The organism is Daejeonella sp., assembly GCF_044232565.1.
In the GTDB taxonomy this organism is placed as follows: Bacteria; Bacteroidota; Bacteroidia; order Sphingobacteriales; family Sphingobacteriaceae; genus Daejeonella.
In genome coordinates this window covers 1-14957 of the sequence record NZ_JBIILQ010000043.1, presented here as the reverse complement: position 1 = coordinate 14957, position 14957 = coordinate 1, and the positions used below count along the sequence as shown (strand labels likewise).

Here is a 14957-nt window from a genome sequence, read left to right as displayed (position 1 = left end):
CATAAAATGAACGTAGCCCTACTTCAAGACTAGTATTAGGATGATAATTTAATAATTTCTGCGCCCTACTGATGTTTGCATAAGTTTGAGGCACATCTCCAGGCTGCTCTGGCTGCCGATCAATAATCGCCTTTTTACCGCAAATACCTTCAATAGATTCAATTAAGTGCGATAGCGTAACCGTTTGGTGATTCCCAAGATTAATAATCTCAAAATCAGTATCCTGGTAATCAATCGCAGCCTCAATTCCCTGAATAGTATCTTCCACAAAAGTATAATCCCTACTGGTTGATCCATCCCCAAAAACAGGAATTGCCTTCCCCTTTAAAATGAAATTAAAAAATTTATGTATGGCTAAATCTGGGCGCTGTGCCGGACCATAAACCGTAAAAAAACGGAGAGCCAAAAAGCGAATTCCATATAAATGGCTATAAACATGGCCCAACATCTCGCAAGAAAGCTTGGTGGAAGCGTATGGGCTAATTGGCAAAAGCTTTTCCTCTTCTGTCCACGGCACCTGCTCATTTATTCCATAAACACTGCTAGAAGATGCAAAAACAAATTGTTTGATATCTTTCTGACGTGCAAATTCCAACAAGTTTTGAGTGCCGCCAACATTCACATCCTGGTAAAGTACAGGATTTAAAATACTTGGTCTTACCCCAGCCCTTGCAGCCAAGTGAACAATTACATCCATTTCAGGAAGAGCTAAAAGATCATCCATATTCCGGATATCACCCTCAAAAAAGCTGAAATTTTCATTAGAAATAAAAGCAGACATATTCCTTTCCTTCTGCTCACGACTATAAAAATCATCGAAATTATCGAGACCTATAACCTGAATATTCCCCTTATTTAATAACCTCTGAGCCAGGTTACTTCCAATAAATCCTGCAGCACCGGTAACTAGAATACGCTTCATTCTATTCATATCTGGCGCAAAAATACAAAATTAGCAATCCCTTTTGACAAAAAATAGACCAACAAAAAATCTGGCAGCAAAAAAAAACCTTAACTTTATATCAGCAATTCTTGCAAAACCAATTATAATGATCGCATTTAATGATTTCAATAATCCTCAGGTACAAAAGCTACCTGAGCACTTAAAGCAATTTATTGTTGAGCAACATTATGAAGAATATACGGCACTTGACCATGCTGTTTGGCGTTATGTTATGCGTCAAAATCATCATTATTTAAAAGATATAGCCTATTATCCCTACATTCCGGGACTAGCAGCTGCGGGATTGGACATTGAAAAAATTCCTGATCTCCAGGTGATGAATGATGCACTCCAAAAGATTGGATGGGGCGCAGTAACCGTTGATGGATTTATTCCACCAGCTGCATTTATGGAATATCAATCCTATCGTGTACTTGTAATTGCGGCTGATATTCGACAAATACACCATATTGAATATACACCTGCCCCTGATATTATCCATGAATCGGCAGGGCATGCACCCATTATTGCAGATCAAGACTACCATCAATACTTAAGCTATTTTGGATCTATTGGTGCAAAAGCCATGTATTCTTCCAAAGATTTTGAGCTTTATGAAGCTATACGTGAGCTTTCTATCCTAAAAGAAATGCATGATCCTGATCCTGCCGCATTGAAGAAAGCAGAAAAGAGAATAAAATTTTGCCAAAAAAACATGGGCGAACCTTCAGAAATGGCTCTTTTGAGTCGCTTGCATTGGTGGACCGTAGAATATGGATTAATTGGCACCTTAGAAGAACCTAAAATTTATGGCGCCGGCTTATTATCATCAATTGGTGAAAGCAAAAGCTGCATGGATCCCAAGGTTATAAAGCATTGGTACACCGCCGATGCCGTAAATTTCCCATTCGACATCACACAAACACAGCCCCAACTATTTGTGACACCAAATTTTCAAAATCTGATTGACGTTTTGGAAACTTTTGCCAATACAATGGCATTTAGACGCGGTGGATCGGAAAGTATCCTTAAGGCTATTGAATGCAAGAACGTGTGCACCGCAGTATATAGCTCAGGTTTGCAGATTAGCGGTATTTTTAGTGATATGGCCATGGGGAAAAATGATGAACTTCATTTCCTCAAAACGAATAGCCCTAGCGCCTTAGCATACAATAATAAACAACTTGTACAACATGGAAAAACTGTGCATAGCCATGGTTTTTCATCACCGGTTGGGCGACTAAAAAATCTCAATAAGGCACTGGAAGATGCTAAAGATCAAGAACTGGAAGATTTAGGAATTGTACTTGGAAATAAAGCATTTTTAGACTTTTGCAGTGGCCTAAAATTAGAGGGCACCGTAAGCTCAATCGAAAAACGAAATTCAAAAATAATTCTCATCAGTTTTCAGGATTGTAGTGTAAAAAGTGAACAAGGTGAGGTATTTTTCGACCCATCGTGGGGCTCATATGACATGGCTGTTGGAGAAAAAGTGATTGCTGTTTATTGTGGGGCGGCCGACAAGGATGCCTTTGAAGCAATTGCTCCAAAAGCTAGCTCTACAAGGCAAAAATCAGTGTATGACACAAAAACAAAACACTACCATAAACTGTTTGAACAAGTACGAGCATGCAGAGAAACACAAAGTGGGTTTGAGAAATTAAGCGATATTTGGGAAGATTTAAAACAAAATTATCGTGAAGACTGGCTATGTGGAATGGAAATTTTAGAGATTTTAGAGACAAAAAAGCTAAATTCAACACGCAGCAAAGAAATACGTATTGATTTAGAGATGAAAGCCTCCAATCAAACAGAGCTAAGTAAACTTATTTATAATGGCTTTTACCTCCTGGAGGACTCAAAGTCAAATTAATAAACAAATAATATGAATATCATTATTACCGGAGCAAGTAGTGGCGTAGGATTTGAAGCCGTTATAGAACTAATTAGCAATCAAAACAACCAAATCATAGCCCTTGCCAGATCTGAAGAAAAGCTGAGTAAACTAAAGGAAATTGCCCTTGCAATTAACCCTGATTGTACGCTTTATACTGCCAAATTTGATATCGCTCACGATGATTATGAAAATTCGCTTGTTCCCTATGTTAAAGAACGCTTAGGAAGCGTAGACGTGCTTATAAATAATGCCGGTTCATTGATTAACAAATCATTTATGCAAAGCACACAGCTTGATTTTGCCGAAATGCTGCAAAATAACCTCTTGGGGCATATCAAAATGATACAACACATCACGCCATTAATGCCTCCAAAAAGCCATATTTTAAATATTGGGAGCATGGGTGGATTTCAAGGAAGTATAAAATTCCCAGGCTTAGCAGCCTATTCGGCAAGTAAAGCTGCCCTTCATACCCTCACCGAATGCTTGGCTATTGAATTTGCAGAAAAACAAATCGCAGTAAACTGCTTAGCATTGGGCTCTGCACAAACAGAGATGCTTGAAAAAGCATTCCCCGATTACCAATCGCCAGTATTGGCCTTTGAAATGGGTAAATATGTAGCCGATTTTGCTTTAAATGGACATAAATTTTTTAATGGAAAAATTATCCCTGTAGCACATACAACACCGTAAAAATGAAAAAATTAATCTTCTTCTTCTACATAGGGATTTTTATATTATCTGCCTGTAGCAGTGATACCTCCAAAATAGATGAGGAGGAGATGGCTAAGGAATCCGCTGCACTCACCGATTTAGGCAAAACACTGGTTGTGCCTTGGAATGTAGAATTAAACGATAGCACTAAGCTAATGGAAATAAGAAAAAATCCAGAAGCTAACATGATCAATCTGGAGCCAATAGACATGGTGGATGCAATCAATTTTAAATATCCACAAATAAAACTTGAATGGGTGAAGCTAGAAGGAAAGCGTGCTTTTGTAAAAATTGAAGATGCTCGCTACCTAACAAGCGAATCGGGAACAGAAGGCGCCAACGCCTATTTAGCTGAAGTTACCTTTTCTCTTACCGAATTTAAGGGTATTGAGGAAGTAGATTTTACTTTTCAAGAAGGAGATCATGCGCGACCAGGATTATACACAAGAGAGAGCTTTAAGAACTTCAACTAATAAATTTTAAAGAAATAAATTTAATATTTTAATAAATAATATACTAAATAAGATATAATTTTAATATCCAATTTCAATTTATTTAATATTAAGATATTTAGTTTATCAAACCTTTTTTGGCTATTTTGCATTTAAAATCTAGTCAATGTTAAACCTCCTTCAAGGCATATCCGGCGCCAACAGTGCTCTACTACAAAATATAGCCATCAAAGAATCGCTACAAAAAGCAATTGAAGTTCTTGGAAGTTCAACAAATGTTGATCGATGTTATATTTTCACCAATTGTGTAGATATTGATGGCGTTTTAAAACTTTATTATACTCATGAATGGTGCAATAAAAACGTTGATGTACAATATGGGAATCCTGATTTAAGTGGATTGAGTTATGACAATTTTCCGGGATTATTCGATATTTTAGTTTCTGGCCAACCGCTTTATGGAATAGTCAAGAATATAGAAAATGAATTTTTCAGAGACATCATGCATTCTCAAGACATCAAATCATTTTTGTTCACTCCTATTTTTTGCGAAAGAGAATTTTGGGGATGGATGGGCTATGATGACTGTAAAAATGAGCGTGAATGGCTTCAAGAAGAAGTAGAAGCCTTATTTTCTGTTGCACATAACATTGGAATTCGATTACAGCGTGAGCAAGCAGAAGAAAAATTCAAAAAAACCAAAGAACATTTCGACCTCACCATTTTAGGTTCGCAGCAAGGGCAATGGAATTACGATATCGCTACTAATAAAATTGAATCCTCCAAGCTTTACATGTCGATGTTAGGATACCAACAATTTGAATTCGAACATAGCATTGAAGTTTGGGAATCTAGATTACATCCTGATGATGGTGAGCGAGTTAAGAGAGAAATAAAAGAATACTTAGACGGGAAAATTGATTTTTATAACTCCGAATACCGAATTCAACATAAAAAAGGTCATTATATTTGGATAAGAGATACTGGTGTTGCCCAAAGAAGTGAAGATGGCAAAGCTATTTATATGGTTGGTTCTCATTTAGATATCAGTAAATTAAAAGAACAACAAGAAGCTCTTGAAAATCAACGCAATGAATATGATAATCTGATTAATAACCTTGCTGAAACCGTTTTCAGGCTCAATGAAAAAAAAGAATTTACATTTTTAAATAATTTCTGGAAAAATATTTCAGGCTATGATAAACCTGAATCCCTCAAGCACTCTTTCATCGATTATATCTTCTCAGATGACGTGGAGTATGCCAATAATAGCCTAAATAAAATTAATGAATTAAAGGGTGAGGCTTCCATTTTTGATGTACGTTTGAGAAAAAAAGATGGAAATATTAAATGGATTCAAGTTATTGCTAGAAATACAACAATAGAAAACTCTGACAATTTTGCCATTACCGGAAGTATCATTGACATTAATGATTATAAAGAAGCCGAATACCGTGAAAAAGAGCTTATGGAACTAAAAACAAATTTTGTGGCCATGGCTTCACATCAGTTTAGAACGCCATTAACGGTAATCTATTCTAACTTGGAGCTTCTGGAGAACTACAACCAAGAATTTGAGATAAAAATTGCAGATAAATACAATACATTGTCGCAGAGAATCAGAGGTGAAGTCAATCGTCTGACAAAACTAATGAACAATATCTTATTATTTGGTCGCTATAACATACATGAGCTGGTACTGAACTCAAAAAGCATCATTTTATCAGACTTGGTACTTTCGGTAATCACTAATTACTTCTCAAGGCAGAACGATGGCAGAAAAGTAATTGTAAAAGGTGACATAGGCACTAAAGAATTTATCCTTGATGAGCTTTTCTTTACTTACGTTTTAACAAATATTCTGTCCAATGCTTTCAAATATTCCAAAGGTGCTCATAATCCAGAATTGAGCATTATTCATGAGAAAGATTGGGCTAAAATAGAAATTCGGGACTTCGGAATTGGAGTTCCTAAAGATGAATTACCCAAGCTATTTAACTCTTTTTTCCGTGCTTCTAATACTTCTACCATTCAAGGGTCAGGATTAGGCCTAGTGGTTGCTAGGCAGTTTATGGAGCTCCATAAAGGGAATATTGAGATCGACAGTGAGCTTGGTCAAGGAACATTGGTTACACTAAAACTCCCCTACCCAAATGATTAAAATACTATTGGTTGAAGATGAATTGGCACTAAGAGAAACCTTAGAGGAGATTCTATCATTAAATAATTTCGATGTATTCATTGCCGCGTCTGGCGAAGAAGCTTTAGAACTAGCCCCAAAAATCAATCCTGATTTAATTATATGTGATATTCTGATGCCTGGCATCACCGGAATAGAACTTATTGAAAAAGTACATCAGCAAGCTCAGTTTAAAAATACCCCATTCTTATTCTTGTCTGCTTTAGTTTCAGAGGAGGACCAAAATAATGGATTAGCTGCAGGTGCTAAGGGATATATTACTAAACCATTTAAGGCATCTGATTTGATTAAGGAGATTAGAAGAATTTGTTAAGAATTTAGTCTCACGATGCATTAACAAAGCCTAAGCAGCATAGAGAAAAATTGTATTTTATTTGACTGGAAATTAGGTTTTCTAGCCAAAAATAAAAAACACTGCTATGCAAAACCCTTATCCATTATGCCTAACAACGGATAAAGCCCCAAAATCAATCAAGCATGATAACTGACTGATGCCTACAAAAAAACAGTTTCGGAATACAAAATTCAAAAAGCTAAAAACTTTAAAACAAATTCAGTAAATCAAAAAAAATAAGGTTTTTATTAAAAAAAAATCAAGCTTTTCTCTTCCTAGCCTTCACGCTTTTCAGATGTCAACTACAGCTAAAGAAAAGCCAAAACCTAAGCCCAAATACCTAAAAAACAAGGGGTAAAAATCTAGAAATAGAATCAAAATATCTTGCAGAACCAACATGCATACACTAGCATGCAGTACATGCGATTCCGCAAGATTAAGAAATCCACTCATGAACTTGATCCTAGAAAATCAAGATCAAAGCTATTCAAAACAGCTTTAGCCGCTTCCTCAAACGGGTATTACCTAGCTTTGAGATTTCTTACTTTGCATCTGTAATTCAGACACCACAATTTCAGTGACATAACGCTTCACCCCTTCTTTATCGGTATAAGAACGGCTCGTTAACTTACCCTCTACCGTAATTTCGGAACCCTTATGCAGATAGGATTCTGCTAGGCTTGCCAAACGATCCCACAACACGAGGTTATGCCACTGAGTTTCCTCTACTTTCTCCCCTTTATCATTCCGATACGAATCATTTGTGGCAATTGAAAAATTGGCCACCTTCTTTTTTTCACTAATGGTTTTTACTTCCGGATCATTTCCTAAAAATCCCATTAAGCGCACACTGTTTCTAAGATTACTCATCTTCTTACGTTTTTAATTAAACAAAAAATCATACCACCTGGCATTGACAATTCGAAGGTGAAGAGATTGCTGAAAATTAACCGCACACTAAACGGATACATACGTATATAACCGATTTGCGTGACTTATTGTACATTCAGTGAATTAAAACACAATAAAATGGAAAAATTATGCCTAGACTGTAATGAGACTTTGAGGGGCCGTAGCGACAAAAAGTTTTGTGATGATCAATGCCGTAGCAATTTTAATAACCGCATGAAAGCCGGACAGCAATGCTGCATACGACCAGTAAATAGCATTTTACGAAAAAACCATAGCGTACTCTCCAAAATCTGTACCGGCGATAAAATCCGCATAAAAAAAGATGTACTCCTGCGCAATGGCTTTAACCCCGATTATCATACGCACTTGCATCAAGCACAAAATGGGAATACCTATTTTTTCTGCTATGACTATGGTTTTTTACCCCTAAGTAATGAGGAAGTACTGCTCGTAAAAAGGAAGGAAAAATAAGTAAACAAATAAAATGGATAGCCAAGTTAATCAGGCATAACTACGCGAATAGAATTGCAGTTTATTTTGAAAAAAATGCTGATTTAATATGCCGAATAAAAAAAATCGAAAACGCACAGTGGAGCTGGCAGAAAAATGTTTGGCACCTGCCAGATAATGAAGAAAATAGAAAGCGATTTTTGATAAAACCGACTCAAGAAACATTCAGGATCTATTGGACTACAATAGCAGCAAAAGAACCGAAATATATACTCATATGAGTACAAAAAGTTAACAATAAATTAAATTCCCCTTTGATAATTTATTAGAATAAAAGTAATATATTCGGCTATAATTAAAACGAAAAAAAGTTTCGTTAATACAGCCAAAATTGGGTGCTTAAGCGAAATTTTGTTTCGTATATAAAGAAGTTACCTGCAATAATATGAGACACTACACAACCATACTGACACTGTTTTTAGCAACGACTGTTTTCGGACAAACCAAAGACAGAAGAGCAGAACTTGACATTCAAGGACGAGTGAATGAAATCTCTGTTTCTCCTGACGAGAAAATTTGGTTAGTAACTGCAATAGGCAACACTTATTATACGGACAATATTGACTCAAATTGGCACTATGGCAAACCACTATTTGAAAAAGAGACCGATGATTATAGCACAAATAATCCACATCTTGAAAGAATATCTTTTTTCAACAAAGACACCGCCATAATGACAGGTTACATTTCAGCCAACAAAAAGGAATACAAAAAGAATGGCTACTATTTGACAAAGGACGCTGGTAAAACTTGGAAACTTTTTGACTTCGGTGGCGACTCTTGGATTTACAACACCTTTGTTGAGAAAAATGGAAATGCTTGGATGGGCGGCTCTTCGGGAGATATTTATTTTTCAAAGGACTTCGGACAGCATTGGGAGAAACTAAACTCACCTTACAATTCTTCCTTACGAATGCACAGCATCTTTATGACTAATTCAACCAATGGTATTTCAGGAGCGGTACATAACGACATTTATATTACAACTGACAATTGGAAGTCAAACAAAAAAATCGCTACGCCTTATGACCAAAAAAAATACACAAATGAAAGTGGATACTCCGATGACAGAATTGAAAAGGTTCTTCTTTGGAACAATTTTATAGTAGTAAACCAAAACGGACATATCTATTACACAGAGGCAGATAAGATTGACTGGAAAGCATTTCCAATAAAAGTTTTTGATTTTGAGTTGGACAATGTTTCAAAAATTTTGTTTACCGTTACCGACAGTTTAAAAATAGCAATCTTCACTTCACCAACTGAATATCAATTACTGGCTGACAAACAACTCTCAGGCTTTCCAATTGATATGAAAATAGTTAATCACTCTCTTTTCGTTGTATCAAATGGCTACGATGTTTACAAAGTGAATCAAAGTAGACTGACACATGCAATACCATACACAACAGACAAACCTATTTCAGAACCACAAATAGTAAAGCATGGAGCAAATTTGACTTGGGGTGCAAATGGAAATCAAATTTATCTTTCAGATAGGAGCAAAGATTGGTATAGAGAAAATGCACTTGACTTTGGTGTTTCTGATTTTACGTTGCTAAACGATAGCGTTGCTATTCTCTGGGACGGTATAAAGGATAACTACCTCTATTCACTCGAAGATCACACTCCGCAAAAATATTTTCCTGAAACTCCATTAAAAACATTTCTGTCTTCGCCAGTCAAAATACTTTCAATCAACTCGGGCAGCCAAGGTTGTTTTCATAGCGTAAACAATGAAGTAAATTACGAAAGAGTAAATGATTCCACTTTTGCTACAACAAAATTTTCAGTTAATCATTATCAAGACAAAGAACCTTCAATATTTAAAAACAAAGTAAACGGAAATGATTTAACAAACGCTTTGGCAACTATCAATTCCACTCCATCTGGTATTCCCTCATTAAAAGATTTTAAAATTTCAGAAAAAGACAAGAAGAATTATTTAGCACTAGTAGACAAACAACTTAAAAGTAAAGATTATGATGATTTGAATGGAAAGAAAAAAATCAATAAAACATTTTATTATTCAGTCCCTCTAATGCTTGACACCTTGAATGGCTCAGTTATCACAGAAATTTTGAATCAACAAGAAAGAGTTTGGAGCACAACAAGCAACTGGTTTACCATTCAAATTGTAAATGAAAACAACGACACATTAAATATTTCACGGAACTATTATGTAAGCACTTTACCTTGGAATCTACCTTGGAAATTTGAATACAACGGACTAAACTTTAATTGCTACAACATTGAGTTTTCAAGGTTCATCAACTCTTGCATCCCTGACAACTTCATGGACAAAGAAGTATTTGACAACAAAATTTTGATAATGCAAATTGCTGACTACTTATATAACAAGAAAGAATGATACAGAAAATTACTGCAGGTAACACGGGTTTGGCAAAAGTGGCGGTTCAGTTCTCCGCAGACACATTTGTGGTTAATCAAAGTTTGGTTCTCCGCATCAACATTTGTGGTGAAAATCGCCACCTTCGCCAAGCCCGAGACCGTTATAAGCAAGCCTAAAAGACGACATTGCAACTATAAACAGACGACTAAAAATTAAACGAATTAACAAAGACAAACCATTTTGACAGGTGACCAACATACAGACCATATTTCAATTGGACAGCAACTGAGCCGACACTCATTGCAGACCCTTCTGTATTTTTTATTTTCCCCACCGCACATTTTTTTTAATTCAATTTTAGCCAGCCACACATTGGCACATTTGCAAGCAGCACAAGCTGACACACAAACCCAAGCTTGCAAAAGAGCCAATTTTGCCAACGCACCGACAACATTCGGTTACTTAAATATTAACTTTACGAGCTATATTGTTTAGCGAAAAGACTTAAATAAATAATGAATATAGCCCAGATAGAAAACAACTTACAACAACTCGTAAAGACTTTCAAAAAAGAGAGTTTCATTTATGATTTGTTGTTGGCTTACGGACAACCGAAAGCAACTATAAAACGCATCAAAGATGGTGGACTGAACCTTTCTAAAGTGGACGGAGAAATCGCTTGGAAAAAGAAATTATTTTTTAAAGCCGTTAAAGGTGTTGACTTGCATGAACTCATTGCAGACCTAACCGCAGACAACAAAGCTGTAAAACACGACCCTCGTTTTGTGGTAGTGACTGATTACAAAAACCTTTTGGCTGTTGACACCAAAACGCAAGACACGTTAGACATTGCTATCACTGACATTGCGAAACACTTTGATTTCTTTTTGCCTTGGGCGGGCATGGAGAAAGCACAACACCAAAACGAAAATCCTGCTGACGTTAGAGCTGCCGAGAAAATGGCAAAACTCTATGACGACATCAAGAAGGACAACCCAATAAAAACACAAGCCGAAGTTCATAATCTGAATGTGTTTCTTTCTCGTTTGTTATTTTGCTTTTTTGCAGAAGACACAGGCATTTTAGATAAAGGACAATTTACATTGGGCGTTGGAAGCCACACCCAACAAGACGGAAGCGACCTAAATACTTATCTCGACAAGTTGTTTGAGGTAATGAATACCGAACAAAGCAAACGAAAAAATTTACCTCAATACTTAACTGCTTTTCCGTATGTAAACGGGGGACTTTTTAGAAACAAACACACTGCACCAAAATTTACTCGTAAAAGCAGACAGTCAGTAATTGATAGTGGCGAATTGGATTGGAGTGCCATCAATCCCGATATTTTTGGTTCAATGATTCAGGCGGTGATAACGCCTGAACACCGTGGCGGTTTGGGAATGCACTATACCAGTGTGCCCAACATTATGAAAGTGATTGAGCCACTTTTTTTGAACGAACTATACGAAGAATTTGAAGCAGCAAAAGGCAACAACAAAAAACTAAACGCATTACTGCACCGCATTTGGAACATTAAAATATTTGACCCTGCCTGCGGCAGTGGCAATTTTTTAATTATTGCTTACAAAGAATTGCGGAAGTTGGAAATGAAAATTTTCAAAGCAATGGGCAGTTTGGCTTTTAGCAATATTAGTTTGGGTAATTTTTACGGAATAGAGTTAGACGACTTTGCTCATGAGGTTGCCATACTTTCTTTGTGGTTGGCAGAACACCAAATGAACCAAGTTTTCTTTAAGGAGTTTGGACGCACCAAGCCTGCTTTGCCACTTACCGAAACAGGAAATATAGTTCATGGAAATGCAACACGTTTGGATTGGGAAACAGTTTGCCCGAAAAAGAAAGGTGATGAAGTTTATGTATTGGGCAATCCGCCATATTTAGGTCAAAAAAAACAATCATTAAATCAAAAAGATGACTTGAAACTAATATTTTCTGAATTCAAAACAAACTATAAGACGTTGGATTATATTAGTTGTTGGTTTGTAAAAGGAGCAAGTTATTTGGATTTAAATACACGTTTTGCATTTGTGACAACAAATTCCGTATCTCAAGGTAGTCATATATCGCTGTTATGGCCTAATGTTTTAAATGGAAATGAAAATGAAATATATTTTGCACACAAAGATTTTCCTTGGACAAATAATGCAAAAAAAAAGGCAGCAGTTATTTGTTCAATAATTGGTGTTCGAAAGAAAAATTTGAAACCCAAATATCTTTTTGAAAATGGCATTAGGAAAGTCGTTCAAAATATAAGTCCATACTTATCAAATGAAGTAAACAATATTGTGGAAAAAAGAGCAATTACATTGAGTTCTATTCCCAAAATGGTTTCAGGTAATATGGCTTTAGATGGAGGTCACCTTTTACTATCCGATTCAGAAAAAGAGCAAATTTTAGAAGAGTTCCCAAATGCTGCAAAATTTATACGTGAGACCACAGGTGGGAAAGAATATATCAATGGATTAACAAGGTGGTGCTTATGGATTGAAAATGAAGATTTAGATGTTGCAATGAAAATTTTGCCACTTCGTAAGAGAATTATTGGTTGCAAAGAATTTCGTTTAAATGGTGGTGATGTTGCGAAAACTTTAGGCAACAAAGCACACCAATTTCGCTATAGACATACACCAAAAAAATCTCAAATTATAATACCACTAACCTCTTCAATTAGAAGAGAGTATATACCGATTGGTTTTATTGATAAAAATATAGTGATTCAACAAAGTGCACAGGCAATTTATGATTCTGAATTGTATATTTTTTCAATACTTACTTCTGGGATGCATATGGCATGGGTAAGAGCTGTTGCAGGTAAATTAAAACTTGATTATAGCTACTCTGTATCAATTTGCTACAACACATTTCCATTTCCTGACATAACAGAACTAAAAAAGAAGGAATTAGAAAAACACGTTTATAAAATATTGGAAGAAAGAGAACGACATTCAGAAAAAACTTTAGCACAACTTTATGACCCTGAAAAAATGCCTGATGGTTTGCGTGCAGCCCACCATCAACTGGACCTTGCCGTTGAACTTTGCTACCGAGCCAAACCATTTGAAACAGATGAAGAACGCTTGGAGTATTTATTCAAACTATACGAGCAAATGATAGAAGAAGAAAAAAGCAAAGGCACTTTGTTCGAAAGCGAAGCTAAACCCAAAAAGAAAAAGAAATAAATATGCCTGACATAGTAAAAATAGAATATCACCAAACAGGCGAAAGTGTAAAAAACACTGCCAACGGAATGCGACCAATGGCAGCCCGAGCCTACGAAGAACGCAAAAGTCAATACTTATTGATTAAAGCACCGCCAGCATCGGGTAAATCAAGAGCATTGATGTTTTTGGCTTTAGATAAAATCCGAAAACAAGGTTTAAAAAAAGTAATTGTTGCCGTTCCTGAAAGGTCAATTGCAGGTTCGTTTGCAAAAGCAGATTTAAAAAAGGAAAACAATTTTTTCGCCAATTGGGAACCCAATGACGATTACAACCTTTGCACTCCAGGCATGGACGGTAGCAAAAGTAAAGTTCAGGCTTTCAAAAAATTCATAGACAACAAAGAAGAAATTTTGATATGCACCCATGCCACACTTCGCTTTGCTTTTGAAGAATTGGACGAAAGTAAATTTAACAATGTGCTCTTGGCCATAGATGAATTTCACCACGTTTCGGCAGACAACGACAGCCGTTTGGGTGAATTGCTTCGTAGCATTATGGCTAAGTCAACTGCTCATATTGTAGCCATGACAGGTTCGTATTTCAGAGGCGACAGCGTTCCAGTTTTGTTGCCATCAGATGAAGCCAAGTTTACGAAAGTAACATACAACTATTACGAACAACTAAACGGCTACAATTATTTAAAATCATTAGGCATTGGCTACCATTTTTATCAAGGCAAATACACTTCTGCCATACTTGATATTTTAGACACCAAGAAAAAAACGATACTTCACATTCCGAATGTAAATTCAGGCGAATCCACGAAAGACAAACACAATGAAGTGGACACGATTTTGGATGCTATTGGCGAAGTGAAAAAAGTAGATAGCGACACAGGAATAATTCATTTAAAACGCCACAGCGACAAAAAAATAATTAAGGTTGCCGACTTGGTAAACGACAATCCGAAAGACCGTGAAAAAGTAATTACCTATTTGCGAAATATCAAAACCGTGGATGACATGGATTTGATAATTGCTTTAGGAATGGCGAAAGAAGGTTTTGATTGGCCTTTTTGCGAACATGCTTTAACGGTAGGTTACAGAGGCTCATTGACTGAAGTAATTCAAATTATTGGTCGTTGCACCCGTGACAGCAACAATAAAATCCATGCACAGTTTACCAACTTAATTGCTCAGCCCGATGCATCAGACGATTTGGTGAAACTTTCAGTAAACAATATGTTGAAAGCAATTACCGCTTCGCTATTGATGGAACAAGTGCTTGCACCAAATTTTAAATTCAAAACAAAACTTTCGGATGACGACAAAGCAGGTGCAGGAGAAGTAAAAATCAGAGGTTTTAAATTACCAAGTTCAAAACGAGTAAAAGACATTATTGAATCGGACTTAAACGATTTGAAAGCAACAATTTTACAGGATGATACAGTATTGAAA

At 36.2% G+C, this 14957-nt stretch carries 11 protein-coding genes; 9 read left to right on the top strand and 2 right to left on the bottom strand.

The window, feature by feature from the left end:
* Positions 1-931: GDP-mannose 4,6-dehydratase (locus ACILQF_RS04195; protein WP_395626157.1), on the bottom strand; the 931-nt coding region annotated here is incomplete at its 3' end.
* A 118-nt stretch (positions 932-1049) separates the two neighbouring features.
* On the opposite strand from ACILQF_RS04195, the gene ACILQF_RS04190 reads away from it, so the two are divergent.
* From ACILQF_RS04190 to ACILQF_RS04170, 5 genes are all read left to right on the top strand, one after another.
* The gene (locus ACILQF_RS04190) at positions 1050-2816 is read left to right on the top strand and encodes an aromatic amino acid hydroxylase (RefSeq protein ID WP_395626156.1); all 1767 of its coding nucleotides are present in this window, start codon (positions 1050-1052) and stop codon (positions 2814-2816) included.
* A gap of 12 nt (positions 2817-2828) precedes the next feature.
* Positions 2829-3533 (top strand): SDR family NAD(P)-dependent oxidoreductase, encoded by a 705-nt coding sequence (locus ACILQF_RS04185; protein ID WP_395626155.1) that lies wholly within the window; start codon positions 2829-2831, stop codon positions 3531-3533.
* A 2-nt stretch (positions 3534-3535) separates the two neighbouring features.
* Entirely contained in the window at positions 3536-4027 is a 492-nt protein-coding gene (locus ACILQF_RS04180; protein WP_395626154.1) for a hypothetical protein, read from the top strand.
* Positions 4028-4172: 145 nt separating this feature from the next.
* Positions 4173-6167, top strand: coding sequence for a PAS domain-containing protein (locus tag ACILQF_RS04175; protein WP_395626153.1), 1995 nt, complete (start codon positions 4173-4175; stop codon positions 6165-6167).
* Positions 6160-6519, top strand: a complete 360-nt coding sequence (locus tag ACILQF_RS04170) for a response regulator (RefSeq protein ID WP_395626152.1) — start codon at positions 6160-6162, stop codon at positions 6517-6519. Before ACILQF_RS04175 ends, ACILQF_RS04170 begins: the two co-directional genes overlap by 8 nt.
* A gap of 546 nt (positions 6520-7065) precedes the next feature.
* Here the strand turns inward: ACILQF_RS04170 and ACILQF_RS04165 are convergent.
* Complete coding sequence (locus ACILQF_RS04165) at positions 7066-7410, bottom strand: single-stranded DNA-binding protein (RefSeq protein ID WP_395626151.1); 345 nt, start codon at positions 7408-7410, stop codon at positions 7066-7068.
* A gap of 159 nt (positions 7411-7569) precedes the next feature.
* On the opposite strand from ACILQF_RS04165, the gene ACILQF_RS04160 reads away from it, so the two are divergent.
* The 4 genes from ACILQF_RS04160 to ACILQF_RS04145 all read left to right on the top strand — a co-directional run.
* On the top strand, positions 7570-7923 hold the full coding sequence (locus ACILQF_RS04160) for a hypothetical protein (protein ID WP_395626150.1): 354 nt from the start codon (positions 7570-7572) through the stop codon (positions 7921-7923).
* 424 nt (positions 7924-8347) lie between these two features.
* Complete coding sequence (locus ACILQF_RS04155) at positions 8348-10333, top strand: WD40/YVTN/BNR-like repeat-containing protein (RefSeq protein WP_395626149.1); 1986 nt, start codon at positions 8348-8350, stop codon at positions 10331-10333.
* A 497-nt stretch (positions 10334-10830) separates the two neighbouring features.
* On the top strand, positions 10831-13518 hold the full coding sequence (locus ACILQF_RS04150) for a class I SAM-dependent DNA methyltransferase (protein ID WP_395626148.1): 2688 nt from the start codon (positions 10831-10833) through the stop codon (positions 13516-13518).
* Positions 13519-13520: 2 nt separating this feature from the next.
* A partial coding sequence (locus ACILQF_RS04145; RefSeq protein WP_395626147.1) for a DEAD/DEAH box helicase occupies positions 13521-14957 on the top strand: 1437 nt, incomplete at its 3' end.

Bases quoted from the DNA above. Each gene is read 5' to 3' on its own strand.
- ACILQF_RS04165 (WP_395626151.1), bottom strand. From the start codon at position 7,410: ATGAGTAATCTTAGAAACAGTGTGCGCTTAATGGGATTTTTAGGAAAT.
- ACILQF_RS04150 (WP_395626148.1), top strand. From the start codon at position 10,831: ATGAATATAGCCCAGATAGAAAACAACTTACAACAACTCGTAAAGACT.
- ACILQF_RS04160 (WP_395626150.1), top strand. From the start codon at position 7,570: ATGGAAAAATTATGCCTAGACTGTAATGAGACTTTGAGGGGCCGTAGC.
- ACILQF_RS04155 (WP_395626149.1), top strand. From the start codon at position 8,348: ATGAGACACTACACAACCATACTGACACTGTTTTTAGCAACGACTGTT.
- ACILQF_RS04175 (WP_395626153.1), top strand. From the start codon at position 4,173: ATGTTAAACCTCCTTCAAGGCATATCCGGCGCCAACAGTGCTCTACTA.
- ACILQF_RS04190 (WP_395626156.1), top strand. From the start codon at position 1,050: ATGATCGCATTTAATGATTTCAATAATCCTCAGGTACAAAAGCTACCT.
- ACILQF_RS04185 (WP_395626155.1), top strand. From the start codon at position 2,829: ATGAATATCATTATTACCGGAGCAAGTAGTGGCGTAGGATTTGAAGCC.
- ACILQF_RS04170 (WP_395626152.1), top strand. From the start codon at position 6,160: ATGATTAAAATACTATTGGTTGAAGATGAATTGGCACTAAGAGAAACC.
- ACILQF_RS04180 (WP_395626154.1), top strand. From the start codon at position 3,536: ATGAAAAAATTAATCTTCTTCTTCTACATAGGGATTTTTATATTATCT.